General features: G+C 42.9%; 23 protein-coding genes. 14 read left to right on the top strand and 9 right to left on the bottom strand.

Annotated features, from left to right (window positions below):
- Positions 1 to 102: 102 nt before the first annotated feature.
- Entirely contained in the window at positions 103 to 993 is an 891-nt protein-coding gene (locus AC0L46_RS03525) for a LysR substrate-binding domain-containing protein (RefSeq protein WP_473505790.1), read from the bottom strand.
- A gap of 124 nt (positions 994 to 1,117) precedes the next feature.
- Here AC0L46_RS03525 and AC0L46_RS03520 point away from each other — a divergent pair, with 124 nt between their 5' ends.
- From AC0L46_RS03520 to hisP, 5 genes are all read left to right on the top strand, one after another.
- Positions 1,118 to 2,278 (top strand): methionine aminotransferase, encoded by a 1,161-nt coding sequence (locus AC0L46_RS03520; protein ID WP_473505788.1) that lies wholly within the window; start codon positions 1,118 to 1,120, stop codon positions 2,276 to 2,278.
- A gap of 415 nt (positions 2,279 to 2,693) precedes the next feature.
- A complete protein-coding gene (locus tag AC0L46_RS03515) occupies positions 2,694 to 3,473 on the top strand; it encodes a transporter substrate-binding domain-containing protein (RefSeq protein ID WP_414680968.1) in 780 nt (259 codons plus the stop codon).
- A gap of 43 nt (positions 3,474 to 3,516) precedes the next feature.
- Entirely contained in the window at positions 3,517 to 4,194 is a 678-nt protein-coding gene (locus AC0L46_RS03510) for an amino acid ABC transporter permease (RefSeq protein ID WP_473505786.1), read from the top strand.
- The gene (locus tag AC0L46_RS03505; RefSeq protein ID WP_414680966.1) at positions 4,195 to 4,875 is read left to right on the top strand and encodes an ABC transporter permease; all 681 of its coding nucleotides are present in this window, start codon (positions 4,195 to 4,197) and stop codon (positions 4,873 to 4,875) included.
- Positions 4,876 to 4,968: 93 nt separating this feature from the next.
- A complete protein-coding gene (gene hisP, locus AC0L46_RS03500) occupies positions 4,969 to 5,748 on the top strand; it encodes a histidine ABC transporter ATP-binding protein HisP (protein WP_473505784.1) in 780 nt (259 codons plus the stop codon).
- 106 nt (positions 5,749 to 5,854) lie between these two features.
- Here the strand turns inward: hisP and AC0L46_RS03495 are convergent, their stop codons facing one another.
- The gene (locus tag AC0L46_RS03495) at positions 5,855 to 7,159 is read right to left on the bottom strand and encodes a cation:proton antiporter (protein ID WP_473505782.1); all 1,305 of its coding nucleotides are present in this window, start codon (positions 7,157 to 7,159) and stop codon (positions 5,855 to 5,857) included.
- 461 nt (positions 7,160 to 7,620) lie between these two features.
- On the opposite strand from AC0L46_RS03495, the gene AC0L46_RS03490 reads away from it, so the two are divergent.
- Positions 7,621 to 8,484 carry an isocitrate lyase/PEP mutase family protein gene (locus tag AC0L46_RS03490; RefSeq protein WP_317004550.1) on the top strand — a complete coding sequence of 288 codons (864 nt, stop codon included), beginning with the start codon at positions 7,621 to 7,623 and terminating at the stop codon, positions 8,482 to 8,484.
- Positions 8,485 to 8,623: 139 nt separating this feature from the next.
- Here the strand turns inward: AC0L46_RS03490 and AC0L46_RS03485 are convergent, their stop codons facing one another.
- The 3 genes from AC0L46_RS03485 to AC0L46_RS03475 are packed head-to-tail and all read right to left on the bottom strand — an operon-like array spanning position 8,624 to position 14,486.
- Positions 8,624 to 11,899: an efflux RND transporter permease subunit gene (locus tag AC0L46_RS03485; RefSeq protein ID WP_473505780.1), complete on the bottom strand. Its 3,276-nt coding sequence runs from the start codon at positions 11,897 to 11,899 to the stop codon at positions 8,624 to 8,626.
- Complete coding sequence (locus AC0L46_RS03480) at positions 11,896 to 13,098, bottom strand: efflux RND transporter periplasmic adaptor subunit (RefSeq protein ID WP_473505778.1); 1,203 nt, start codon at positions 13,096 to 13,098, stop codon at positions 11,896 to 11,898. Before AC0L46_RS03480 ends, AC0L46_RS03485 begins: the two co-directional genes overlap by 4 nt.
- Positions 13,095 to 14,486 carry a TolC family protein gene (locus AC0L46_RS03475; protein ID WP_473505776.1) on the bottom strand — a complete coding sequence of 464 codons (1,392 nt, stop codon included), beginning with the start codon at positions 14,484 to 14,486 and terminating at the stop codon, positions 13,095 to 13,097. The genes AC0L46_RS03480 and AC0L46_RS03475 overlap by 4 nt, the downstream gene beginning before the upstream one ends.
- A gap of 361 nt (positions 14,487 to 14,847) precedes the next feature.
- Between AC0L46_RS03475 and AC0L46_RS03470 the strand changes: the two genes are divergently transcribed.
- Genes AC0L46_RS03470 through AC0L46_RS03455 form a run of 4 tightly spaced genes read left to right on the top strand, consistent with a single transcriptional unit; the run spans position 14,848 to position 18,726 of the window.
- Positions 14,848 to 15,780 carry an ABC transporter substrate-binding protein gene (locus tag AC0L46_RS03470; protein WP_414680960.1) on the top strand — a complete coding sequence of 311 codons (933 nt, stop codon included), beginning with the start codon at positions 14,848 to 14,850 and terminating at the stop codon, positions 15,778 to 15,780.
- A 2-nt stretch (positions 15,781 to 15,782) separates the two neighbouring features.
- The gene (locus AC0L46_RS03465) at positions 15,783 to 16,802 is read left to right on the top strand and encodes a FecCD family ABC transporter permease (RefSeq protein WP_473505774.1); all 1,020 of its coding nucleotides are present in this window, start codon (positions 15,783 to 15,785) and stop codon (positions 16,800 to 16,802) included.
- Positions 16,799 to 17,863, top strand: a complete 1,065-nt coding sequence (locus tag AC0L46_RS03460; protein ID WP_473505772.1) for a FecCD family ABC transporter permease — start codon at positions 16,799 to 16,801, stop codon at positions 17,861 to 17,863. The genes AC0L46_RS03465 and AC0L46_RS03460 overlap by 4 nt, the downstream gene beginning before the upstream one ends.
- A gap of 41 nt (positions 17,864 to 17,904) precedes the next feature.
- On the top strand, positions 17,905 to 18,726 hold the full coding sequence (locus AC0L46_RS03455; RefSeq protein ID WP_473505770.1) for an ABC transporter ATP-binding protein: 822 nt from the start codon (positions 17,905 to 17,907) through the stop codon (positions 18,724 to 18,726).
- Positions 18,727 to 18,788: 62 nt separating this feature from the next.
- Here AC0L46_RS03455 and AC0L46_RS03450 read toward each other — a convergent pair whose 3' ends face one another.
- Positions 18,789 to 20,216 carry an aminotransferase-like domain-containing protein gene (locus AC0L46_RS03450; protein ID WP_473505768.1) on the bottom strand — a complete coding sequence of 476 codons (1,428 nt, stop codon included), beginning with the start codon at positions 20,214 to 20,216 and terminating at the stop codon, positions 18,789 to 18,791.
- Positions 20,217 to 20,459: 243 nt separating this feature from the next.
- On the opposite strand from AC0L46_RS03450, the gene AC0L46_RS03445 reads away from it, so the two are divergent.
- The 4 genes from AC0L46_RS03445 to AC0L46_RS03430 all read left to right on the top strand — a co-directional run bounded on the left by AC0L46_RS03445 (position 20,460) and on the right by AC0L46_RS03430 (position 22,108).
- A complete protein-coding gene (locus AC0L46_RS03445) occupies positions 20,460 to 20,666 on the top strand; it encodes a hypothetical protein (RefSeq protein ID WP_473505766.1) in 207 nt (68 codons plus the stop codon).
- Positions 20,663 to 21,274 carry a LysE family translocator gene (locus tag AC0L46_RS03440; RefSeq protein ID WP_473505764.1) on the top strand — a complete coding sequence of 204 codons (612 nt, stop codon included), beginning with the start codon at positions 20,663 to 20,665 and terminating at the stop codon, positions 21,272 to 21,274. Before AC0L46_RS03445 ends, AC0L46_RS03440 begins: the two co-directional genes overlap by 4 nt.
- Positions 21,275 to 21,278: 4 nt before the next feature.
- Positions 21,279 to 21,578, top strand: a complete 300-nt coding sequence (locus AC0L46_RS03435; RefSeq protein WP_473505762.1) for a GIY-YIG nuclease family protein — start codon at positions 21,279 to 21,281, stop codon at positions 21,576 to 21,578.
- A gap of 86 nt (positions 21,579 to 21,664) precedes the next feature.
- The gene (locus AC0L46_RS03430) at positions 21,665 to 22,108 is read left to right on the top strand and encodes a VOC family protein (RefSeq protein ID WP_473505760.1); all 444 of its coding nucleotides are present in this window, start codon (positions 21,665 to 21,667) and stop codon (positions 22,106 to 22,108) included.
- On the opposite strand, the gene AC0L46_RS03425 is transcribed toward AC0L46_RS03430, so the two are convergent.
- Genes AC0L46_RS03425 through AC0L46_RS03415 form a run of 3 tightly spaced genes read right to left on the bottom strand, consistent with a single transcriptional unit; the run spans position 22,086 to position 25,095 of the window.
- A complete protein-coding gene (locus AC0L46_RS03425; RefSeq protein WP_473505758.1) occupies positions 22,086 to 24,080 on the bottom strand; it encodes a RecQ family ATP-dependent DNA helicase in 1,995 nt (664 codons plus the stop codon). The two genes, AC0L46_RS03430 and AC0L46_RS03425, sit on opposite strands and share 23 nt — an antisense overlap.
- Complete coding sequence (locus tag AC0L46_RS03420; protein WP_473505756.1) at positions 24,077 to 24,739, bottom strand: serine/threonine protein kinase; 663 nt, start codon at positions 24,737 to 24,739, stop codon at positions 24,077 to 24,079. The genes AC0L46_RS03425 and AC0L46_RS03420 overlap by 4 nt, the downstream gene beginning before the upstream one ends.
- Positions 24,694 to 25,095, bottom strand: coding sequence for a phosphotransferase (locus tag AC0L46_RS03415; protein WP_473505754.1), 402 nt, complete (start codon positions 25,093 to 25,095; stop codon positions 24,694 to 24,696). Before AC0L46_RS03415 ends, AC0L46_RS03420 begins: the two co-directional genes overlap by 46 nt.
- Between the last annotated feature and the right edge of the window lie 50 nt (positions 25,096 to 25,145).

The raw sequence follows: 25,145 nt of genomic DNA, 5'->3' as shown, positions 1-25,145 counted from the left end.
TGAGTTTTATTATGACGCTTTCTTTTTTCTGAGACGGGAAAAGAAGGCGTTTTTTTATTGATCGCTTACTGATGAATGGATTTTTGCTTTTCTCTTAGGGTTCTATTTTTTATTACTGGTTAATACATCAATGAAGGTTTCAACCGCTGGTGTCATGATTTGTAGAGGGTTGAATACTAGGTAATAACTCGCACCTGTTAGCACATCGTGATCCATTGTTTTTTGCAGTCGATTCATGCGGATATCTTCTTGCACCAGACTTAAGTCTGCAATGGTCACTCCTAACCCTTGAATGGCCGCGCTGATCGCCAAATCCATGGTTTCAAAGTGTTGGTTTTTCATCATGGTGATGCCATCTTGCTTGTTCTCATCAATCCACAATTGCCAATCTTTTTTATCTTCAGTTGGGTGAAGAAAAGTGCAGTTGTTAATATCAAAATGTTTGCTGGTTTCCATTAAGCTTGGAGCGACTACAGGACAAAGCCGTTCATCAAATAACTTTATTGTTAATGCATTTGTTTTAGCAGCCTTATCTACAAAGCTTTTTGGGTTCTCTGTGTAGATGATGGCGGCATCAAAGTTTTCCTTTCCAAAATCCACTTCGTGTTCTGTGCAGACGGTTAAAATAACATTCGACTCAGGATGGTTATTTTGAAGTTTGACGAGATGCGGAATCAACCAACGTGTCGAACAGGTTGTCGCTTTTAATTTTATTTCCCCGTTGGATTCCATCGCCAGTTTTGTCGTGTCTAAGATCTGCTGGTAAGCGGCTTTAATGTTCGGCAGGATTTCTGCGCCTTTTGCTGTCAGGCTCAGGCCCCTTGCATGGCGAAGAAAAACCTTGAATCCAAGGTAAGATTCCAATGACGCAATTTGGCGACTGACAGCGCCTTGCGTGACAAATAGCTCATTTGCAGCATGGGTGAGGTTGAGGTGTTTTGCCGTGATAATAAAAGTATATAAGGCATTAAAAGGAGGAGTTCCATGTGCCATAAAGTTGATCTCATTATTTAGCTATGTGTTTTTCTCATGGCTATTATGACAAAACTTAGTTAGTTGTCACCAATAATATTTTATTTAATAGAAGTATAAATTTTTACCTGTATTAGGATTTATTATGATTACTTCACCGGTTAGTCCTGTATCTAAGTTAGATGGTGTTGGTACCACGATATTTAGTGTTATTGGCCAGCTTGCTAGTGAATTTAATGCGATTAATTTGTCTCAAGGGTCACCTGATTTTCCTTGTTCTGAAGACCTGCGTAGACAAGTTGAATTAGCGATGCAGGCGAATCATAACCAGTATGCACCTATGACTGGTTTGCCAAGTCTGAAAGAACAAATATCACTAAAAATCAAAAGCTTACATAATCAAAATTATGATCCTGACGAAGAAGTCTTAATTACGGGAAGTGCAAGTCAGGCGTTGTATTCCGCCATATCTTCATTAGTAAAACCTGAAGACGAAGTGATTTACTTCGAGCCATGTTTTGACAGTTATGCTCCGATTGTTCGATTGCAAGGTGCGAAGGCTGTGGGTCTTAAGCTGACCGTGCCGGAATTTAAAATTGATTGGGATCTGGTTAAAAGCACATTAACGCCTAAGACAAAAATGATCATTTTAAATTCACCACACAACCCATCTGGCAGTGTGATGAGCCAAGCGGATTTGGACACATTGGCAGAACTCATTAGAGATACCGATATTATTGTTCTTTCTGATGAGGTGTATGAGCATGTCATTTTCGACGGTAAACAACATTTGAGTGTATCCGGTCACAAAGAATTGGCCGCACGCAGCGTGGTGGTGACGTCTTTTGGCAAGACTTTCCATGTTACTGGCTGGAGAGTGGGGTGTTGTGTCGCTCCGGCTGCCATTATGAATGAAATTGTAAAAATTCATCAGTTTATGATGTTCTCTGCAGACACTCCGATGCAATACGCTTTCAGTGAGCATATGAAAGACTCAAACACTTACCTTGGTCTATCGGATTTTTACCAGAGCAAACGAGACTTGATGATTCAGGAATTGGCCTCGGGGCCTTTTGAAGTCTTACCTAGTTCTGGCTCGTTTTTTATGCTGATTCATTATGGGCATTTAACGCAAGAGAGTGATTCAGAAGTGGTTAAGCAATTAATCTGCAAGCATGGTGTCGCAACGATTCCATTATCTGCATTCTACAGCGACGGCACGGACAACAAGTTGCTGCGTTTATCCTTTTCGAAAGAGCAACAGACCATAGTTAATGGCGTTAGAGCCTTGAATACTTTTCGTTAGAGAGAGTCTAGTGGTTGAAGTCTCTCGTTAATCTGGTGATAGGAATACTATATTTAGTGCATTAACAGCACATTTATAGTGCGTTAATTTTTTAGTGATTTGTGGAGGAAAAAGCGTTCAGTTAGAAACAAAGTATTCTCCGTACTTTGTGCAAAAATGTTATCCAATGGTGAATTTTATTTTAATTATCCGCGTGATTTTGGATTAAAAACCAATTCTTAAGAAATTAAAGTTTACTTTTACCGTTTTAGTTTTCTGGCATGTTATCTGCTCTAACCATAAAAATAAGGAATGCATAAATGAACCTATCTATGCATTGAAATAAAAATCATGAGCAGATTCATTTGAATACACTCTTATTTGCATAAGGGTAAAAAGGTTCAAAACACAAAAATCAATTACATAAGGAACAATTATGCGTATTAATACTTTACTTACGACAGCTTTACTGACATTTAGTGTTTCTGCGTCTGCTGAGACTCTTAGAATAGGTACGAGCGCGGACTACCCACCTTGGGAATCCGTTGACAGTGCTGGTGAAATTGTTGGTTTTGACCGTGATATTGGTGATGAAGTTTGTGCTCGAATTGGTGCTGAATGTGTATGGGTAAACCAAAATTTTGATGGTTTATTACCTGGTTTGGCCATCGGCAAATTCGATTTAGTATTGGCGGCTTTATCTATTAATGCTGAGCGTGAAAAGAATGTTGATTTCTCCATTGCGTATGCTGATTCTCCATCGAGCTTTATTATCTCTTCTAGTAACACAGTTGAGTCAGATATCGACACAACTAAGCTGTTAGCTTTTCTTGATGGAAAAAAAGTCGGTGTTCAATCTGGTACCACCCAAGAACAAGTTGTTATTAACCATATTCCTAGTGCTCAAGTGCGAGTTTATGAGCGCCCAGAGCAAATCCTTACTGATATCAAAGCCAAACGAATTGATGCTGGTTTCACTCAGCGTAGCGCTTGGGATGGCTTAGTCGGTGAAAACCCAACGGACTTTAAATATGTAGGCCCTTTATTAAAAGGTGGTGATTTTTCTGAATTGGGTCGTGGTCAGGGCATTGTGATTCGTAAAGGCAATGCTGAGCTTAAAGCGCGTGTGGATGAAGCACTGAAAGCCATGATGGAAGATGGAACGATTGTTCGCCTTTCGAACGCTACGTTTGGTTATGATTTGAGTGCGCAATAAGCTCACTTTTTATAATTAACATGTAGATTAAAAGGCCTGCGTCATGAATACGTTAACATTTCTTCAACCTTATCTTCTAACCTTATTAGAAGGTGCTTTGATCACACTTGAAGTTTCAATCTCAAGCTTTGCTATTGGGCTTGTGATTGCACTATTCATGGCGCCACTTTCCATATATGGGCATCATTCTGTTCGATTTTTAATCAAAATATACGTCGATACATTTCGAGGATTGCCTGAACTCTTAATTATCTTTTTCTTTTATTATGGTGGTACGGTTCTGCTAACGAATATCTCAGGGAGTTATTTTGAGGTAAGCGCATTGGCGGCTGGCATTTGTGCGTTGTCCATTGTTGCCAGTGCGTATTTGACTGAAATATTAAGAGCCGCATTATTGAGCCTTGATAAGGGGCAATGGGAAGCGTCTTATGCCTATGGTTTCTCTCAAATTCAGATATTTCGTTTCATTGTGTTACCTCAAGCAATTCGGCGTGCTGCGCCGGGAATGGCAAACCAATGGCTGGTTAGTTTAAAAGAAAGCGCTTTGGTGTCTGTTATTGGTCTTGAGGAGTTAATGCGTGTCACCGTTGTTGCTGCCGGATCTACACAACAGCACTTACTTTTCTATGTTGTCGCTGCGGCTTTCTATTTATTTATATCCTATGTATCCCAAGTCATTATTAACCGCATGCAGCTTGGTTCTCAGTTAGGGAGAGGGTAAATGATGTCAGCTGAATTATTCACTCGTGCATTTCCAGTGGTTCTAAATGGACTTTGGATGACGGTATTGCTTACTGTTGCGTCCTTTGTATTAGGGCAAATTGTGGCTTTACCACTGGCGCTATTACGAGATTGTTCAAATAAGTTTTATCGTAAGCTATCAGGGGCTTTTGTTTTTATTGAGCGAGGAAGCCCATTACTGATTCAACTTTTTATTATTTATTATGGGTTAGCAAGTGTGCCTTTCATTCAAGAAAGCTTCTTTTGGCCTGTGTTACGTGAGCCTATGTACGCCGCTATTTTAGCCATCGGATTAAATTCTGCTGCTTATACATGTGAAGTTGTTCGAGGGGCAATCAAAGACATTTCGAAAGGGCAGCATGAAGCGGCAATGGCTGTGGGCCTATCGAATTTCATCATCTATAGAAAAATTATTTTGCCTCAAGCTTACCGAAACATCTTACCTGTTATTGGTAATGAAGCGATTTTGGTACTTAAGGCCACTTCAATTGTTAGCACGGTTACGCTGATGGATATGACGGGCATCGCGAAGAGCTTCGCTGCGAAAACCTATGCGCCTTTTGAGGTGTTAATTATTGCAGGTGCTTTCTATTTACTCCTTGCATGGCTTTTGAGCCGTGGCTTTCGCTTCATTAGCAAAAAAGTAGAGTTGCCTTCTTAATTATTTTTGTTCTTCCATGCTTATGTGACTTTTCCATAATTGAGTCTTAGAAAAACAGATTACAACACGAGCATTATCATCCGAGGTATTCAAGTGAGCTTAGAAAATACAAAGTTAGCCGTAACAGAGTTGCATAAAAAATACGGTGATAATGAGGTCATTAAAGGCATTTCTTTAAAGGCCAAAGCTGGTGATGTGATTAGCATCATTGGCTCTTCTGGCTCGGGTAAAAGTACATTTTTACGTTGTTTAAACTTCCTTGAAAAACCCTCAGAGGGAAGTATCCATATTGGAGGGAAGTTTATCAATATGGTGCGAGACTCAGATGGTCAACTGAAGGTATTTGATAAAAAACAACTGCAATCACTGAGAACGAAACTCACCATGGTATTTCAGCACTTTAATCTTTGGAGTCATATGAGTGTACTGGAAAATGTGATGATAGCCCCGATTGAAGTTTTGGGAGTGAATAAGCAAGAAGCTAAGGAAAGGGCGATTGGTTATTTAAGAAAAGTAGGTATTGATGAAAAAATGCAGGCGCGTTATCCATCGCAACTTTCAGGCGGCCAGCAGCAGCGAGTGTCCATTGCCAGAGCACTTGCAATGGAGCCTGAAGTGATACTTTTTGATGAGCCGACCTCGGCCTTAGACCCTGAGCTGGTTGGTGAAGTGTTGAAAATTATGCAACAACTGGCAGAAGAAGGAACGACCATGATTGTTGTAACACATGAAATGAGTTTTGCACGTAACGTCGCAAATCATGTTGTCTTTTTATATCAGGGTAAAATTGAAGAGCAAGGCACACCGGATCAAGTATTTGATCATCCTAAAAGTGAGCGTCTACAGCAATTCCTATCTGCGGCATTAAATTAATCTTATTTGTACTGATATTGATCATTAGCGTTTGCGGGCGAGACAATAGTAAAAAGGGGAGCTATTTAGCTCCCCTTTTTACTTTGTGATGTGAAAGAGAAAAGGGCTATTTCCCTTGGGATTCTAAGTTGGCTTTCTCTTCCGCTGCTTGAATGCTTTTCTGTATCAAAGGGGAAATAGTTAAGCCCTGAACAATGATAGAGAAGATAACGACAACATAAGTGATGATGACCATGATGTCATGAATATCCAAACCTTGAATGAAGACTTTATCGGATGGAATCGCGGCTGCCATCGCCAAAGCAAGACCTCCTCTTAAACCGCCCCAAGTCAGAATTTTCACTGAGTGTTTGTCGTAACTGCGGTAGCGTTTGAACACTAAATACGGGCTGCCAACACTGATAAAGCGTGCGAATAAAACCACAGGAACCATAAGTAAACCTAAGCCGATGACTTCCCAACTTAATGGCATAGCAACAATGAGCATGCCTATGATCAGGAAAAGTAGGGCGTTTAAAAAGCTGTCAGTGGCATGCCAGAAGTCTTTTACATAACGCGTGCCTTCTGGACCGCGTCGTTTAGAAGCTTTTTCACGAGTGATGTTGCCGAGCAAAATACCGCTTGTCACCATGGCTAATGCGCCTGAAATTTCCCAGATATTGGCCAAAGCAAAACCAGCAGAAGGAATGGTTAAGGTAACCAGTAAACGAGTGTTGACGTCTTTACAGTTGATGATAGTGAAGTGACCCAGTAGCGCGATAGCGAGGCCGAATAAAATGCCACCAATAGCGTCAGTCAAAAACAGCTCCGCAACGTCATGGAAGTTGGCTTCTGTACCGTAAAAAGCCACGGCAAAAATGGTCGTGAAGATAACCAAACCGACACCGTCATTAAAAAGAGACTCTCCTTCCACTTGAATAGAAATGCCTTGTGGTGCGCTCATTTGCTTGATGATCGCCAAGACAGCGATAGGGTCTGTTGGGCTGATTAAAGCGCCGAACAACAAGCAGTAAATAAATGGGATTGGGAAGTTCAACAGTGCAAACAGGTAATAGCTCAAATAGCCGACTAAAAAGGTGGAAACCAGAGTGGAAAACAGTACCAAAATGGTGATTTCCCAGCGTTGTTTTCTTAAGGCGGTTAGATCGATTTCCAGTGCGCCAGCAAACAGCAAAAAGCCTAACATGCCTTTAAGAAGGAGCTGGTTAAAATCAATGCCACCGACGACTTGAGTAATAAAAAGGGCGGTTTCATCCCCTAGCATTTTTACAGCAATGATTAATAGTAAAGAGATCACCACCGAGCCAGTTGTAATGGCGATTGTGGTTTGCATCTTTAAGATAAATTGGTTGGTAAAGGCGATAAAAACCGCCAAAGCTGATAAAAAACAGATGAGATACCAAGCGTTCATTTGTGTGCCTTCATTTAGGTAAAGTCATAATTAGGTAGGTTAGGTGTGCTACGGACGAGCAATGGCAGGCATTCTATATGCAAGGCTGGTAGCTGTCACGGAATGAAGTGGTTAAAAAACGACCTGTTTTTATGAGAATCTAAATTGTACTTTTTTGCTGTCGCTTACTTGGCTTTAATTCCTCAGAAAAACGCTCGGAACCAGAAACAAAGGAAAGAAAATCATAAAAAAGCGTAGGTTTATGATAGAAAAAGATAAGTCGATTTTGGTTTTTGGAAAGAATGTAGATTTTTAAATTTATTGTAAAGATTTTGATAAAAATGAACCGTTACAATTAAAAATATTATTTACAGAGTAAATCTAAATAAAGGGTCAAAGTGTAAAGACGCAAAATACCAAGACGAGTATAATCTGCGCATATTTACAGAATTTAATTTTATAGCTTTATTAGAGGTTTCTTTATGGCAACACCATCTCAACATGATTTACGTAATGACTTTCGAGCACTCTTAGCGAGCGAGCAATGTTATTACACGGCATCTACTTTTGATCCTATGTCTGCTCGTATTGCAGCAGATCTTGGTTTTGAAGTAGGTATTTTAGGTGGCTCTGTCGCTTCGCTTCAGGTTTTAGCGGCACCGGATTTCGCATTGATTACATTGAGTGAATTCACTGAGCAAGCAACACGTATTGGTCGAGTTGCACGTTTGCCTATTATTGCTGATGCCGATCATGGTTATGGTAACGCATTGAATGTGATGCGTACCATCACTGAGTTGGAAAGAGCGGGTGTTGCGGCGTTAACAATTGAAGATACTTTATTGCCAGCAAAATACGGCCATAAATCGACGGATTTGATTCCAGTTGAAGAAGCGGTTGGTAAATTAAAAGCAGCAATTGAAGCGCGTATTGATCCTGTGATGAGCATCATCGCACGTACAAATGCAGGCCAATTGAGCACAGAAGAAACTATCCAACGAGTAAAAGCTTACCAAGCTGTTGGTGTGGACGGCATTTGCATGGTGGGTATTCGAGATTTCGCTCACTTAGAAGAAATTGCTCAGCATATTTCGATTCCGATTATGCTGGTTGCGTACGATAACCCAGAATTGCGTGACCGTGCTCGCCTTGCTGCAAACGGTGTTCGTATTGTTGTTAATGGTCATGCGGCGTACTTCGCTGCGATCAAAGCAACTTACGATTGCTTGCGTGAACAACGTGGCATCGCGGAAGGTACTTTAAACGCTTCTGAACTTTCAACGCGTTATTCTACTTTGGAAGATAACCGCGTTTGGGCATCTAAATATATGGATGTTCAAGAATAATTCGATTTTTCATTATTGGGCTGCTTTGTTTGGCCCTTGTTGATCGATAAATAGAAAGGCCCTTTCAACTTACGTTGGAAGGGCCTTTTTTATGATGTGCTGATGTTGCTAAGCGTGTGCTTATTTAGCCTGAGCTAACCTAAAGCGTTGCGGCTTGTTGGTTGCTGATATCAGAATCATCACTAGGGTTCTTTTTGATCTTAGCAATCAGGTTATGTATGTCTTCTTTGATCATAAGAAGCACTGGGATCAACACCAAGGTAATGACGGTTGCGAACATGATGCCGTAAGCCAAGGACACGGCGGCTGGAATCAACATTTGCGCTTGTCTTGAGGTTTCCCAAAGAATAGGAATCAAACCAGCGAAAGTGGTGAAAGACGTCAACAGAACGGCACGTAATCGACTACGACAAGCCAAGCTTATGGCCTTTTTAACATGATCGGTTTCATGGCGCAGATCGTTAAAACGTGACACAAGTAACAAGCTATCGTTTACCACCACACCGCTGAGAGCAAGAATGCCGTTCAGAGAGAAAATACCCAACGTTAAGTCGTTCATCCAATGGCCAAGCAAAGCACCGATAATACCGAACGGAATCGCCATCATGATGATCAGCGGCTGACTGTAAGACTTCAACGGAATTGCCAGTAAGCCATAAATGATTAACAGGGCAATAAGGAACATTTCAGACATGGACGACTGAGTTTCGGCTCTTTGTTCCGCTTCACCAGAGAAATACACAGACACACCTGAGAACTGGCGTTCCATTTGTGGCACTACCGCTTTCTCTAAATATTCGACAACCTCAGTTGAAGACATTTCGTCTTTATCCACCTCGGCAGATAAATACAAAGAGCGTTTGCCATCAATACGAACAATCGTCGTTTCTGCCGCTTCTTGAAATAATGTCGCCACAGAAGACAAAGGAATACGCGTGCCATCGTCCAGTGTGATCTTAGTGTTCATAACAGCAGAAGGGGATTCTTGTTGGTCGTTAGGATAACCCAAACGTACTTCCACTTCGGCATTGTCGCGTTGGTATTCTTGTACTACTTGACCGTCGAAATTGGTCGACACTTGAGAGGCAAGATCGCTGGTGGATAAGCCTAACAAACGACCCTGTTCGGTGAGCCTTAATACCATTCGAGATTCAGTCAGTTCTGTATTTTGCTCAATACCGGTGACAGCGGGTAAGGTTTCGAGCTGTTTTAATAATTCATCCATAGCGCCGTTTAACACACTGGAGTCATTGCCTCTTAGCTCTATTCTTAATGCGTCAACGGTTTCTCGTGCGCTTCGAATTCTTAGGTTTTTCACGCCTTCTGGCATGCCTGACAGTTCTTGCCACTTAGCCGCAAACTGCGCAGAGGTGTAAGGTCGATCAGTGACGAGTTCGATCCGAATATTGCCGGATTGCTCATCGCTGGACGTTACCTGAATGTTTTGAATTGCCACATCACCTTTGGGCTCTGGTGGTTTCTTCATTGCTGGGCGATTGCCAGCTTCTGCTTTGGGTTTAGTTGTATTGTCGCCACCTTCGGCATCTGGTCTTGGTGGACGGCGGCGTTCACCAGTATCACTTCGCAAAGCAATATCCGCTTTGTAAGCCGCTTCTTCTAAGGTTAACAAGACGCGGCTGGTTTGACCGTAACTCACATCGTTGTACATGGTGAGACTGCCTCGCACAGTGTCACCCGGAATTTGAGGGAAGAAACTAATACGAATGGCGCCAGTGAACGGCATGGACATAACCAATAGGAAAACCGCAAAGAAGAAAATGCAGATCGCATATCTGTGGTTTAGCGCGATGTCGATGCTTGGCTTATAAATGCGATCACTGAACCATTGTAAGCCATTATCAGCACCTCGTTGAACCAAGGCCCAACCTTTTGCTATTGGATTAGTACGAGTGGATTTACGTGTATTAATGTGAGCCAAGTGAGCCGGTAGAATGACTTTTGATTCAATCACAGACAATACAAGACAAATCGCAACAACAATGGCGAATTGAGAATAAAGTTGCCCTAAACGTCCTTCAATATTGGATAGCGCCCAAAAAGCCGCCACCGTCGTAAATACACCGAACAGAGTTGGCACCGCCACAATCATGGTGCCTTTGATGGTGCTGCCGAGCGTATCGCCTTCTTTCGACCGCACCGTATAAATACTTTCCCCGACCACCACGGCATCATCCACTACTATTCCTAAGGCCATGATAAAACCGAAGGTGGTGAACATGTTTAAGGTTAAGCCGATGCTTTCCGTTCCCATGAAAAAGAGGGTGCCGAAAAAGATAAATGGCAAACCCATGGCAACCCAAAATGCTACGGTGATGTTTAGGAAAATGGCTAGCAGTACAAAGACTAGGAACACGCCTGTCACCGCGTTTTCGACCATGAGTTCTAAGCGCTGGTTAATGGATTCACTGCGATCGTACCAAGTATCTAAACTCACATTTGGAGGTAAACGGCCACTGTCTTGCCAATCTTGAATGATGGCTTTTGCAGCAATAACCGAATTGGATATATCGCTGGTGCCTTTGGTGAGTACTTGAATAGCCAAACTGTTCTGACGGTTAAAGCGAGACAAGACAAACTCGTCTTCGTCAAAAACGTCGCGAATATTGGCAATATCACTGAGTAAAAGCTTACCGCCATTTTCGTTGGTTCTGACTGGAATTTGCAGGAATTGGCTTTTTATATAGGCTTGCTCAGACGCACTGATGCTTAGGTAAATATCTTCATTGCGTAGCGTTGCCACTTTCGCCGTAGAAGACTCTGCATTAATCGCCGTGGCGATGTCTGTTAGCGTTAGGCCATAGGCTTCGAGTTTATTCCTATCCACTTCAACCATCATAGTTGGGTCTAACCAACCCGTGATAGAAGTAGCGCTGATGTCTTCACTGGCGAGCAAGTCTGATTCCAGTTCGTCGGTTAGCTTTTGCAAAGTACGACGATCGGCGTCCCCATAAAGTTGAATCCAGATGGAGTGTTCTTCACGAACTGCTTTGCTAACAACCGCAGGGTCAGCGTCGTCTGGGAAAGAGGTAATTTGGTTGATTTCGTCTTCAACATCTTCTTTTAAAACATCGATGTCATAACCATCGATCATTTCTATGCTCACACCGGTTGAGCTTGAGGTTGACGAGGTGGTGATGTTTTTAATGCCAGACGTGCCTTGTAACGCTTGCTCGATAGGAATGGCAATGCCTTCCTCGTTTTCTTTGGCGGAACCACTGTCGTTACTGACGGAAATCGAGACCCTGTTAGGCGATAAGCTAGGAAACGCTTCTTTGTTGATAGAACCCATATTGATCACACCCAATGTGATCATCAGGATTAGCAATAAGTTCGCAGCAACTGGGTTGTTCGCAAACCAAGGAATAATGCCTTTGTGTTGGTCGATAGGGCTCATGGATTATTGCCCTTTGCTGCTGCGTTTGTGGTTTTTGTTGATGCTTTAATCGGATCAACCAGCGTGCCTTTGATGTAGCTGTTGTAAGGCTGCACGAGTACTTGGTAAGTTCCTTCTCTCATGCTTTCTGGAACTTGAATATAAACGTAGTTTGAATCCACAAAACGAGGTGTTGTTTCAAAGGCGCTCAAGCGCTTGTCTTCGTCCAGATACCATATTTCGCTTTTTTGGCTTAAGGCTGTGTTCGGTAAACGCCATAAGTTTTCAAGCTTTTTGCCTTGTAGCGTGATGCCAACAAAAGAGCCAGGAATCAGCTGAGGTGTTTGTTCCAATGGCTTGTCTAAACTAATAGTGAGGCTACGCATGCGTGTTGATTCATCAATGTGTAGCCCAACACTGAGTATTTTCCCTTGCCAAGTAGCGTTGTCATCGACGCTGCTGATGGTCACTGGCCAGTTAGAGGTAAGCAGAGTTTGGATATCTGGTAGCTTGAGCCAATCACTGCTTGATAGATCGACTTGAATTTCAGCACGATCAATACTGTAAAGTGTGCCTACTTCGTCTCCGCTGCTGAGATAAGAACCTGGCGAGATCGAACGCTCTACAACCAGAGCATCAAAAGGGGCAATAAGCTTGGTGTTTTTTAAATCGTTTTGCGCGTTTTCTAATTCGGCTTTGGCAGCGTCATACTCTGCTTGGGCTGCGGCAAGTTGTGGCTCACGTAGTACAAGATCAGAATCTGGTGCTTCATCAAAACCAGATGCTTCCCATTCGGCTCTGGCTTGCTCGCCTTGGCGTATTTCTTCTTTTAGTGCGAGTTCCGCGCTGGCTAATGTGTTTTTCGCGCTAGCTACATCACTGTTTAGCTCGGTGTTTTTAAGGGTCGCCAAAAGGTGGCCTTTTTTGATGACTTGGCCTGACTCAAATTGGTTCGATATTTGTGTTACTTCACCGCTCACTTGGTTGGTTAATGTTAGGGAGTATCTTGGTTCAACTAAACCAGACGTATTTATTGAAGAAGCATAAGTGCCTATTTCGGCATCCATGACGGTTATTTGTAAGGCTTGTTCTGGCGCTTCTGGGCGAGCTTTTCGTACCTTGTTGTTTTGAGCTTCAACCGCGCTGGTAATGTAGAAATACACTCCAACAATCGAAATTAGGGCCAATATTAAGGTGATCCATAGTGAAAGGCGTTTCATTCTTCGTTTACTCCAAGCCCTAATGCGAGCCCTAAATCGACTCGGTTTGATAAATGTTGATATATGATGTCGTCTAATTGTGCTTCCAGATCAAAGGTAGTGGTTTGCACATCAATCAGGTCACTGATTTCCACAAGACCTGAGCGGTATTTTTTCTCATACTGACTGAGGTTTTTTTTTGAGCTGTTTAAAGCATCGCGAATATGTTGTGTCTGTAGAGACAAGACTTTTTCTTTTCCCAATGTGTTTTCAACTTCGTTTACGGCAGTTAATAAGGTTTCACGGTAGGCTTGAAAGGCTTGCGCCGTTTCTAATTTTGCTACTTCTGCTGCGGCTTTTAATTGACCACCTTGATACAGCGGCTGAGTCAATTGCGCTAATAAAGTCCAAATAGGTGAACCGAACAGGGCGCCCGTTGGCGAGGCAGCGGTTTCGCTTAATGTGGCGCTGAGGCTAATACTCGGTAGCATGTCTTTGTAAGCCACAGAGGTATTTAAGTCTGCGGCTTCAATGTCTAGATAAGCGGCTTTTAAGTCAGGGCGACGTTGTAGAGCTTGCTCTGGTAAGTTGCTGAAAGATAAATTGACGTCAGGATAATCTGCATTGGCGACAAAATTGAGCGAATCCGAACTTCCCAAATACAGCTGTAAAGTACGCATTTCAATGGCGAGTTCTTCTTGATATTCCACTAGGTCTGATCTTGATTGTGAGGTGGATGTGCGAGCTGCATCCAGTTCTTCTAGGTCACCAAGACCATTTTTGAAACGTTTTTGAATCAGTAATTCGTTTGCTTCTAATAGAGTTAAACGTTTTTGTTCAATGTCTATGGCGTGTTGTTTGGCTGTGATAGCAAGCCAAGACTTAATGACATTTGCTACCAATGTGTCACGGCTCGCTTGATAAAGCGCTTCGTCGCTGGCCAGAGCTTTGGTAGAGGCTTCTTCTGAATTAGCGAGCTTTTGCCAAAGATCCAATTCCCAGCTGATTTTTAGGTCGGCATCGTAACTGATGTTGTCGCCTTCAGTTTTATCTGCGGAAAAGCCTGCTTCAACACTTGGTAAGGAATCACCATGTTGGCTTTTAATATCCCACAAGCTGGCTTGTAAAGTGAGTTGAGTTTGTTGAAGGCTAGGGTTCGCATCAAGAGCCTGTTGAATGAGAGCATCTAATTGAGAGTCTTGAATTAAATCGGTTAAGTAACTTACAGGAGCCACTTTATCTAGATTTTGCCATTGAGCGGATTTTTGCTCGCTTACGGTATCGAACTCACTTTGAGCTAATTCGGCATAGTTTTGGCGGTTTTCTGAGTTACTACCTGTGCTGCTACACGCTGCCAAAAATAAACTAAGGCAAAGTACTCCAGTATTGCGAAACGGCCTGTTCATCATTCAATGAATCCTAATGAAAATAAGTAAATATATTGAGTTCAACAACGCGATTTATTATGCAAAACAATCAATTTGATATGCTTTCTGATCAATTTAGTTGTTCAGATATTACATTTTGCTCTACTCAGAGTATCGTATTTTCTGTTTAGTTCATTAAATAAAATTTTCACTTCTTTACATAATGAAACCAGTATAAACAAAGTGTGTAGGAGTGGTGTATTGATATATTGAGCTCATAGGTTATCAACGATAAGTGTTATCATTTGCATTTGTTTGTTTTTTACATAGAATAGCTCGCCTATTCGAACCGCTACGAAGCTTTAATTCATTCATTTTAGATGCTGAAAATAAGGGATTTTTTATGTCTTTATCTCGAAAATTAGGTTGTGTTGCTTTTGGTTTATTGTGTGCTCTTAACTTGTATGCTGCAGATATTACGGTAGCGACAAAGTTCGGTGATGTGGTTGTTAAAGATGAGCCTAAACGTATTGTGACCGTATACGAAGGTGGCTTAGACGGGGCTTTTGCTTTGGGTTTTAAGCCTGTTGGTGCCATTTCAACTCGTGGTGGTGACGGTGTTGCAAGCTATATTCAAGAGATCGCCAAAGATGTTCCACTAGTGGGCAGCATGCGAGAATTGAACATTGAAGCGGTTGTTGCTCAGCGTCCTGATGTGATTTTAGCGCCATATTACTTGCCAAAAGAGCAGTATGACTTGTTGTCTAGAATTGCACCTACTCTAGTGCCTGTAGAAGGTGGTATTGAGCCAGATACTTGGATTAACGAGTTTCGCTTTTATGCAAAAGCGTTAAACCGTGAACAATTGGCAGAAGACATTATTGCTAAAGTTAATGACCGTATTGCCAGCATGAAGCAAATGGTGGAAGCGAAGATTCCTGCGGATCAACGTGGTGCTTCTTTATTGCGTTGGATGCCTCAAGGCGCGGTTATCTTAACGCCAAAATTCTTCTCAAATGCGATTCTTGCTCAAACTGGTTTTGATGTGACTGACGCCGGTTTGGTGAAAGCGGGTCGTCCACACAGCAGCCCTTTAAGTCTAGAAAACCTTCCTAGCATTGATAATGAATGGATCTTTATGGCGACACTAGACGATGAAGCAAGAGATGCATTGGCTGCGGCTGAAAAATCACCTGCTTTTGCTCGCTTAGAAGTGGCGAAAAAAGGTCACGTCATTCCAGTTCATGGACAGCTTTGGACAAGTGCGACAGGTCCGATTGCAGCACAAGCGATTCTAGATGACATCCAAAGCGTGCTTGACCATAAACTTCATTAATAATGACACTTTGGTTTAATTCAGCGCCCGCGCAAAGATCCATAGTAAGTGTATTAGTGCCAGCCGTTTTACTGCTGGCACTTTGCAGTGTCTGTAGCCTGCTGTTTGGTGCAGGTGAAATTGGTCCTAGGTTGGCAATTCAAGCCTTGCTTGGAAACGGCAGTGATGACGCACATTTTGTTATTTATGAATTACGACTTCCTCGTACTTTAGTGGGTTTGGTTGCAGGGCTTTGTTTAGGTGTGGCTGGCGCCTTGATGCAGGCGGTGGCTCGTAACCCGTTAGCTGAGCCGGGCTTGCTCGGAGTCAGTGCGGGCAGTGCATTTGCTGTGGCGGTTGCTCTATCGCTCGGAATGAGTATTGCCACTTTGCCAGTTGAGCTTGCACAAGTTGGCGCCTTAATAGGCTGTTTTTGTGTGATTGGTGTGGCGCAAATGCAAGGTCAGAGAAATGACCCTATTCGCTTAGTGTTAGCTGGTGCTGCTTTAACCAGCTTGCTAACGGCCATGACTTCTATCCTCTTGCTTTACAATGAAAAAGCCGCTGATGAAATTCGCTTTTGGGTAACGGGCAGTGTGGCTGGTCGTCATCTTGATCAACTCGTAACTTTACTGCCTTCCTTATTGATTGCTTTTTGCTGTGTGCTTTATGTCGCGAGACCTTTAGCGTCTCTCGCATTGGGTGAAAGAGTGGCCATTGGCTTGGGTTATAAGCCGAGCCGGATTCGTCTGATTGTTGTATTTGCTGTTGCTTTATTGGTTGGCGCGGCAACGGCCATTGCTGGGCCAGTAATTTTTGTCGGCTTGGTCGTGCCATTTGCAGCACGAGCTTTAGTTGGCGCAGATATTCGCCGAACCTTGTGGCTTTGTTTGCCTTTAGGACCTGTGATGATCATCAGTGCGGATGTCTTTTCAAGGCTGATTGCACAACCTGCCGAAATGCCTTTAGGTGTGCTAACGGCCATTGTGGGCGCGCCTGTTTTATTGGCTATTGTTCGTTCTCAACGGTTACCAACATTATGATAAAGCCTCACGATTTGAAAATATCTGCACCTGAAGGTTATTGGTGCCTTTCTGTTGCGAATTATGCTTGCTTGGTTGACCGAGCGGCTGTGTCTCGAAATCTTCTTCTGTGTGGTTTGCTGATCGTGGCTTGTGTGGCTTCGTTGGCGATTGGAACCGTGGTTTTAGCGCCTTTGGATGTGGTGAAAGCCTTATTCGGGAAAGGCGATGTAATGAGTCTGTTTGTTGTTCAGGATTTGCGCTTACCACGATTACTGGCGGGCGTGTATACCGGAGCGGCATTTAGCTTGGCTGGTTGCTTAATGCAAACCTTGGCGCGTAATAGATTGGCGACGCCAGGCATTATTGGTATCGATAATGCTGCAATGGCATTTGCGGTTTCATCTATCGTTGGTGTGGGGATTTCACTCGCACCGTCAGCGATGGCACTAGCTGGTGCGGCCACGGCGACGGCATTGGCTTTTGGTTTAGCTGGAAGCAGTGGCACAAGAGGTTATCGTTTTATTGTTGCTGGTATTGGCATTGGCGCCATTGCTGGAGCGGTGACGCAGTTGTTATTAAGCCAAGTAGCAATAGATACGGCAAATGAGGCTTATCCTTGGACAGTAGGAAGTTTAAGTGCTCGCTCTGGTTTGATGGTCAGTATTTTAGGTGTTGGGTTATTAATAAGCCTGATCAGCTGCTTATTGCTCACACACTTTTTCTCGCTTATGTCTTTTTCCGATGCGGTGGTAACAGGCTTAGGCAGCAACATGAAAAAGCTTCGTGTTGTGGCGTTGAGTCTGTCGGTTTTATTAACAGGACTGGCTGTTGCGGTGGCTGGCCCCGTTGGTTTGATCGCATTAATTGGCCCTGAAATGGCCAGAGTCTTTGCTCGTTATCGTGGTATTCCGCTTATTGGCTCTGCATTAGCGGGTGGTTTAATTATGGTTGTTGCTGATTTGGTCGGTCGAACGATTTTATCGCCGATTGAATTACCTGTGGGAATAGTAACTTCTATTGTTGGTGGGCCTTACTTGATTTGGATCTTGGTTCGTCAAGGTTCTAAGCACACTTTGTAAATGATATTCGCCCTAGATTTGATAAAAAGGATAGGTATTTCGTGACTCAGTCATCATTGTCGGACGATGTTAAAACAGTCCCTTTAAGTGCAGAAAATTTGACCTTAAAGCACGCTAAAACCACCATCATTGAAAATTTAGAAGTTGCTTTACCAAGCGGAAAAGTAACGGCCATTGTTGGGCCAAATGGTTGTGGTAAGTCCACCTTGTTAAATGGTTTGTCGCGTATTCATCTGCCAAGTAATGGTTCGGTTCTATTGGATGGTAAAGACATTCATAAATTACCATCGAAAGAAGTGGCTCGCCGCTTGGCTTTGTTGCCGCAAGATACCATAGCGCCTGATGGCATCACAGTGACAGAATTGATTCGATTTGGTCGTCACCCTCATCATAGTGCGATGAAGCAATGGATGATGGGCGATCAAGAAGCCATTGATTATGCATTAAATGCAGCGGATTTAAGTGACTTAGGAAACCGCCTTTTAGACACCTTGTCTGGAGGTCAACGTCAGAGAGCTTGGATTGCCATGTCGATAGCTCAAGAAACGCCATTATTGCTATTGGATGAACCAACGTCTGCATTGGATTTAGGGCATCAAATCGAAGTGTTTGAGCTGATCAAAGAGCTGTCTGAAGAAGGCAAAACCATTGCAATGGTGGTACATGATTTGGCGAGTGCATGCCGTTACGCTGATCATGTGATCGCAATGAAAGATGGCAAGATTATTACCCAAGGCTGTCCTAAAACCATTATGACGAAAGAGCTTGTTTTAGAACTTTATGGCATTGAATGCGATTTAATTCCTGACCCTATGACGGGCAGCCCAATCTTGATCAATATTAAAAGAGTGAAAACGAAGTAGAGAATCAATACCAGAAGGTTTGATCTCTACACCGAGGTGGATTTAACAAGAAAAATCTGCTGTTATTTTTGCAAGCTCTTTTCTGCAAGAGTCTCTTTAATGATTCTGGCTAATGTCTTGATGGCTGCTTCCCGTCGTTCTGTATTTTGTTCACTGAAGTTCAAACGAAAACAGTTTCTGTATTTGCCTGTTGCAGAAAACAACGGCCCCGGTGCAAAGCCTACTCCTTCTTTTCGACACTTTTCTACTAATTCCATGCTATCAACTTTAGGGTTAAGTTCGACCCATAATATGAAGCTACCGTCAGGAAAGCTGACGCGTGTGTCACTTGGAAAATGCGCTTTGATGACTTTTAGTAAATGGTCTCTTTGTGGCTCGTAGTTATGCCGCATTTGTCGTATGTGTTTATTGTAGCCACCTTGGCGAATAAATTTGGCAATGGCGAGCTGTGGAAAAACAGGACACATAGAGCTGCTCACGTACTTCACATGAGTGACTTTGTCGCGATAACGCCCCGGAGCAATCCACCCGACTCGAATACCCGGTGCAATGGATTTAGAGAAAGACGAGCATAAAAGCACTCGGCCATCGGTATCGAAAGATTTAATGGTTTTTGGTCGAGGGAATTGGTACGAAATATCCCCATAAATGTCGTCTTCTATTATGGCGATGTCGTAGTTTTGCGCCAGTTTATAAAGCTGTTCTTTGCGCTCTTCAGGCATGGTGTAGCCCATCGGATTATTACAAGTCGGTGTCACAAAAATGGCTTTGATTGGCCATTGATCTAACGCCAATTCTAAGGCTTCTATACTCATGCCAGTTTCTGGATGCGTGGGGATTTCCATGGCTTTCAAGTTGGCCGCTTTTATGGCTTGCATGGAACCGTAAAAGCTTGGTGATTCAATGGCAATAATATCGCCGGGTTCTGTAACGGCTCTTAAGCAAACTGAAATGGCTTCCTGACAACCGGATGTGACCACTAAATCATCAGGGTGTAGTTGGCAGCCAGAAGCAACAGCCAATCGACACAGTTGTGAGCGTAATTCTTCAGCACCTCGAATATCCGCATAAGATAAACCTAACTCTGGCTTTTGTTTAGATAAATCCGAGAGGGTTTTGAGTAGCGGCTTTAGTGTCGGGGCTTTCATGTCTGGCATGGCATGTTGCAACTGCACGCCTTTGAGACTGCCACGAATCATCAGCATGTTGAGGACATCTTCCCATTGGGAAACCTCAAGAGGGCGCTGTGGTGGCCGTGATGTACTGGGTAAATTATCTTTCTTCGGCTGGCAAACAAAATAGCCAGACTTTGGCTTTGCTTCGACAAGTTGGTCTTGTTCTAGCTGACGATAAGCTTCTTGTACGGTTGAAATGCTGACATTGTGTTCCTGTGCCAATTGGCGCACAGAAGGCAGTTTGTCACCTGCTTTATAGAAGCCATGCTGTATGTGTTCTCGTAAGCGCTTAGCGAGTTTTTGATAAAGTGTCATGGCTTCTCCTTTTTTAAACCTATCTTTCACGTCTTGTCATATATTGTAAAACGTTAAGTCTTGTTGGATGACCATACAGATTTCGATTTATTCTGCCATACAGATCAATAAATGCAGTTCTGTATGACTATTTTAGTGTTTTTTTGAATCTGTATTGCCTTATTGCTTTCTTCTAAAGTGGTTAATCATACACATGGTAATTGCTTAAACGGTTTAAGCAGTGTGACATAAGGAGAGAAAGTTATGCTAATCATTAGTTTGTTTGTTCATATTCAGCATTGCGTTGTGCGTTATAAAACTCGTAAAGCCTTGGTGACATTAACGGCAGCACAGATGTCTGATATTGGAATGACACAAGAGCGCCAACAAACAGAACTTTCTCAAGCCTCTGTGAAAGGTTTTACACGAGACCTGATCGATAGAATCAAAAAAGGCAGGGCATTATTATGATGGAATTGTCTTTTTTCTTGGCGTTGGCGATCTTTTCCTTTGTGATGTCTGCAACACCGGGTCCAAATAATATTATGTTGTTAGCGTCTGGTGCTCAGTTTGGGTTTCGACGAACCTTGCCTCACATGTTTGGAATTGGCATAGGGATGGCGATGTTGATTTCATCAGCTTTATTGGGGCTGGGCGCTTTGTTTTCCTTATATCCACCTTTGTATAGTTTGCTCAAATGGCTAGGAGGCGGTTATTTGTTGTGGTTGGCTTGGAAGATTGCCAACGCGCCTGTTAATGGGTTATCGACAGACTCAGGTGAAAAGGCCGCGCCTATGCGCTGGTGGCAGGCGGCTTTGTTTCAGTTTATTAATCCGAAGGCTTGGATGATGGCGATCAGTGGCGTGGGAACCTTTACTGTTCCTGGGGATTTGTATGTGCAATCGGGGCTTTTTCTTCTGGTTATTTTTGCCTGTGTGAATCTTCCAACGATTTCACTTTGGGCCGGATTGGGTGTGAGCATTCGTGGTTGGTTAACGGATACTACACGTCAAAGAGCGTTTAATATTATGATGGGTGTGGCAACAGCGTTAACCTTATTAATGATTATCCAAGATTAATGGCATGACTGAAGAAAATACAACGGCACCTCAGTGGAGTATTTATATGATTAAAACTCGTCTAAATACTTTGTACACGGGTATCAGCCTTGATGTGGCGCGTCGCTTTAAAGAGCATTCTAGAGACAGTAAGCGCGCCGCACGTTACTTAAAAGGTAAGGGGCCATTAGAGTTAGTTTGGCAGCAAGAAGTGGGCACTAAGAGCGATGCTCTTAAGCTGGAGTATCAAGTTAAAAAATTGAATAAACGTCAGAAATTACAATTGATTAATGGTGTAATCGACATCCACTTGTTGAGAAAATAGACCTCTGGAGAAGCTTGTTTTTCTGGGCAATCATTCGTAGCATGAGATGTATTCTTTAATGGCTTATAAAATGGAGATAAGGCGCTATGATTAGTCATTTTGACCACATTGTATTGACTGTGGCAAATATAGACAGAGCGGTGTCTTTTTATGAAACCGTACTGAAAATGGAAGCGATCACTTTTGGTGACGGGCGAAAAGCCGTGAAGTTTGGTCAGCAAAAAATTAATTTACAGCTGCTAGGCGAAGAGCTTCGAAATCACGCAATGGAAGGTTCAGGTGATTTGTGCCTGATTACGGATTGGGCGATGGAGGCTGTGATTGCTCACTTAAAAGAATGTGATGTGTCTATTCTAGAAGGTCCTGTTGCTAAATCCGGCGCTCAAGGCCCAATTGAGTCTGTGTATTTTAATGATCCAGATAATAACCTTATCGAAGTGAGTGTGTATTTAGACTCCACAGAGAATGAGCCAGTGGAATCTTCATCTGATTCTATTGAGACAGATACTAACGAGAAAAAAGCGGAGTAACGGCTTCTAGCACCGCTTGATAAGCTTGCTCTTCATATATTGCAAAGCCTTTTAGTTGGCGAGCTTTGATTTTAGTGAAAATAGGCTGTGTTAAGCCTGTTAAGAAGCGAGTAATCAAAACAGCCGTAATCAGTGTGTTTGGGCTTTTATGGCGAACATGCTGAATGAACTCTTCTACGTGCATGGCAAGATGCTCTTGCCATGCTTCCATTTCAAACGAATTTTCTTCTGTTGTCTTTGGCTTATCCAAGAAAACCAAGACGTTCTTCCGACACACTGAACAATGACCACAATTCTCTGGCGCGTTTTGATCCCCAAAATAACGGGCGAGATTATGGTTTAAGCAGCGGTCGAGCTGGAAAAAGCGAATCATTGTTGCAATGCGAGAAATTTCTGTAGCTTGCTTCTCCTCAACGTATTCATGTAATTGATTGGCGAGAACCTGATGATGAAAAGCGTCTGGGTTAATTTGATAAACCTCTGTTAGACCTTTGCTTTCTAGTGTGAGGACGTTTTTGTCCGCAGCAAACTCTAGGACTTGTAAAACGTCGCCTCTCGATAAGCCTGCTTGGTTAAATAGCTGTTCGAAGTTAGGTGTTCCCCAGATTTTTTTGTATCGAATGCCTTTTAAAATTGCTTGATAGGCGCTTTGCCACTCTGGTGGAATCTGGCTTGCAAAAGCGATTCTGTCTCCTTCCCACTTGAGTCTAACATCAGCGTAATAACTGTATTTTGGCGTTATTGCGCCAAGCAGCTCTAATTGAACGAGTAGGGTCTTTAAGGGTAAAGAGCGGATGTTGGTTTGGTTAGACAGTCCATAAAGCTGAGTTTCCCACTCTAAGTCATTGGTTTGCTCTGCAATGATGGTGAGTAATGAGCCGATATTTTGTGGTTCTGGTGTGTCGCCATAAACAAAGTTTTCGAGCGTGTGTAGGCCTTCTAAATTAGCGAGCAGAACACATCGGCTGGCTTGGTTGTCTCGTCCTGCGCGACCAATTTCTTGACTGTAATTCTCAATCGATTTAGGTAAGTCATAATGCACAACTAAGCGAATATCGGATTTATCAATGCCCATTCCAAAGGCAATGGTCGCCACTATGATGCGAGTTTTCCCAGCCATAAAGTCAGCTTGGATTTGGCTTCGAATTTCATTTCCTAAGCCTGCATGGTAAGCCGTTGCTGAATAGCCATCGGCACGTAAGGCGTTGGCAAGGTCTTCTGCTGTTTTTTGTTGAGTGACGTAAACAATGCTCGCGCCTTGAGGGGCGTTTTTAGAGTCGTTCAATACGGTCTTTAATCGGTTAAGTTTTTCGTGACTGGGTGTCTGAATCAGATTGATGTCTAAATTACGTCGATAGAACCCTGTTTGCACTATGTGTTCTGGGTGGATAGAAAACTTCTGTGCCATGTCTTTTTGTACTCGACGCGTCGCGGTGGCGGTGAGCAATAGGACTAGGGGAATGGTTAATTCTTGTTGGTAATGGGGAAGCTTTAAATAATCTGGTCGGAAGTTGTGACCCCATTCAGAGATACAGTGGGCTTCGTCAACAACCAACATGGATATTGGAATCTGTTTAATAAAACGTCGAAAACGTTCATTTTTAAAGCGTTCTACTGAGATCATTAAGACTTTGATTGAGCCATTCTGAACGCCAGCCATAACTGCTTGGCTTTCTTCTTTTGTTTGGCTTGAGTCTAAGCTTGCCGCAGCAATGTTTTTAGAACGTAAGAATTCGAGTTGGTCATGCATCAAGGCAATGAGCGGCGAAATCACCAAGGTTAAATGGGGAAGTTGCGTGGCTGTGAATTGATAGCATAAGGATTTACCTGAACCAGTTGGAAATACTGCAAGAGAAGAGTGGCCAGATAAAAGTTGTTCGATGGTTTGTCTTTGTCCTTCACGGAATTGATCAAAGCCAAACAGAGCGTGTAGTGAGTTCTCCATAGTTTCTGCCGAGTCCATTCGTTTCATCGGGAAATATTCCCCCATTCTAGTTCGCAATTTTTTAATTCATTTAAATGATTTAGCCAATATTCTTCTGAGCCAAACCAAGGAAATGCTTTTACAAACGCAGGGTCGCTCCATCGACTCTGCAACCAAGCGGCGTAATTGATCACACGCACACTTTTGAATACATCGATTAAGTCTAGTTCTCTTGTTTCAAAAGGCAAATAGTTCTCGTAGCCTTCGATAATTTCGCTTAGTTGCTGTCTTGGGCTTTCTGTCTGGGTTAAATGCAGCCATAAATCTTGTACGGCAACGCCATTTTGACAGTCGTCGAAGTCCAATAAATGAAATTGACCTTGATGCAACATGAGGTTACTACGGTGGCTGTCACCATGCACTGGACGTAGTTGAGCAGGCCAATAAGTTTGTATGCGTTTTTCACACATTTCTCTTAACTTAGTGACTTGCTGTTGATAAATGGGTGTCAGCTTTTTAGGTAAAACATTTGCCGATAGAATCTGTTTTGCTGCTTGATCTATTTGTGTCAAAGGCGACACGCTGATTCGCTGCGAGAAAGGTTTGTCTGACATTTTTTGATGTACTTGGCCGATGAGCTCGCCTAACTGATAGAGCTCGTCTAAGTTATCGGCTTCAGGGTGTTGCCCAACCAATCTTGGGGACAAGCAGAAAAAAGCCCTTTGTGGCTAAAAAGGCTTTTGCCTTCAAATTCTAATGGTGCAACAACAGGTACATCGTCTGCTTTTAGTTTTAGTAATGTCGCATGTTCTTCAAGAATTTGTGCTTTAGTCCAACGTTCTGGTCGATAAAATTTGGCAATGACAGGAGCACTGTCTTCAATTCCGACTTGATAGACTCTGTTCTCATAACTGTTTAAAGGGTAAATCCGAGAGTCACTCCAAAGTCCTGTGGATTCAACCGCATCTAAAATGACATCAGGAATAAGAGAGGAAAACGCGAGGCTAGCCGATGTTGTGGCTTTGTCAGTTTGTTTAGCTGAAGTGTTATCGTTTGCAGACATGGGTTTAACCTCTTAACTTTACCTTTAGCTCTAATGTCTAGCGTGGTGTC

The sequence above is a fragment of the Marinomonas sp. 15G6-16 genome (assembly GCF_055809555.1).
Note: the sequence above shows the minus strand (reverse complement) of the source record. Positions and strands in the feature narration are given on the sequence as shown.

What these genes read in the sequence shown, in the direction of transcription:
- AC0L46_RS03525 (WP_473505790.1), bottom strand. Translation starts at nt 993, where the DNA reads ATGGCACATGGAACTCCTCCTTTTAATGCCTTATATACTTTTATTATC.
- AC0L46_RS03520 (WP_473505788.1), top strand. Translation starts at nt 1,118, where the DNA reads ATGATTACTTCACCGGTTAGTCCTGTATCTAAGTTAGATGGTGTTGGT.
- AC0L46_RS03515 (WP_414680968.1), top strand. Translation starts at nt 2,694, where the DNA reads ATGCGTATTAATACTTTACTTACGACAGCTTTACTGACATTTAGTGTT.
- AC0L46_RS03510 (WP_473505786.1), top strand. Translation starts at nt 3,517, where the DNA reads ATGAATACGTTAACATTTCTTCAACCTTATCTTCTAACCTTATTAGAA.
- AC0L46_RS03505 (WP_414680966.1), top strand. Translation starts at nt 4,195, where the DNA reads ATGATGTCAGCTGAATTATTCACTCGTGCATTTCCAGTGGTTCTAAAT.
- AC0L46_RS03495 (WP_473505782.1), bottom strand. Translation starts at nt 7,159, where the DNA reads ATGAACGCTTGGTATCTCATCTGTTTTTTATCAGCTTTGGCGGTTTTT.
- AC0L46_RS03490 (WP_317004550.1), top strand. Translation starts at nt 7,621, where the DNA reads ATGGCAACACCATCTCAACATGATTTACGTAATGACTTTCGAGCACTC.
- AC0L46_RS03485 (WP_473505780.1), bottom strand. Translation starts at nt 11,899, where the DNA reads ATGAGCCCTATCGACCAACACAAAGGCATTATTCCTTGGTTTGCGAAC.
- AC0L46_RS03480 (WP_473505778.1), bottom strand. Translation starts at nt 13,098, where the DNA reads ATGAAACGCCTTTCACTATGGATCACCTTAATATTGGCCCTAATTTCG.
- AC0L46_RS03475 (WP_473505776.1), bottom strand. Translation starts at nt 14,486, where the DNA reads ATGATGAACAGGCCGTTTCGCAATACTGGAGTACTTTGCCTTAGTTTA.
- AC0L46_RS03470 (WP_414680960.1), top strand. Translation starts at nt 14,848, where the DNA reads ATGTCTTTATCTCGAAAATTAGGTTGTGTTGCTTTTGGTTTATTGTGT.
- AC0L46_RS03465 (WP_473505774.1), top strand. Translation starts at nt 15,783, where the DNA reads ATGACACTTTGGTTTAATTCAGCGCCCGCGCAAAGATCCATAGTAAGT.
- AC0L46_RS03460 (WP_473505772.1), top strand. Translation starts at nt 16,799, where the DNA reads ATGATAAAGCCTCACGATTTGAAAATATCTGCACCTGAAGGTTATTGG.
- AC0L46_RS03450 (WP_473505768.1), bottom strand. Translation starts at nt 20,216, where the DNA reads ATGACACTTTATCAAAAACTCGCTAAGCGCTTACGAGAACACATACAG.
- AC0L46_RS03445 (WP_473505766.1), top strand. Translation starts at nt 20,460, where the DNA reads ATGCTAATCATTAGTTTGTTTGTTCATATTCAGCATTGCGTTGTGCGT.
- AC0L46_RS03440 (WP_473505764.1), top strand. Translation starts at nt 20,663, where the DNA reads ATGATGGAATTGTCTTTTTTCTTGGCGTTGGCGATCTTTTCCTTTGTG.
- AC0L46_RS03435 (WP_473505762.1), top strand. Translation starts at nt 21,279, where the DNA reads ATGACTGAAGAAAATACAACGGCACCTCAGTGGAGTATTTATATGATT.
- AC0L46_RS03430 (WP_473505760.1), top strand. Translation starts at nt 21,665, where the DNA reads ATGATTAGTCATTTTGACCACATTGTATTGACTGTGGCAAATATAGAC.
- AC0L46_RS03425 (WP_473505758.1), bottom strand. Translation starts at nt 24,080, where the DNA reads ATGAAACGAATGGACTCGGCAGAAACTATGGAGAACTCACTACACGCT.
- AC0L46_RS03415 (WP_473505754.1), bottom strand. Translation starts at nt 25,095, where the DNA reads ATGTCTGCAAACGATAACACTTCAGCTAAACAAACTGACAAAGCCACA.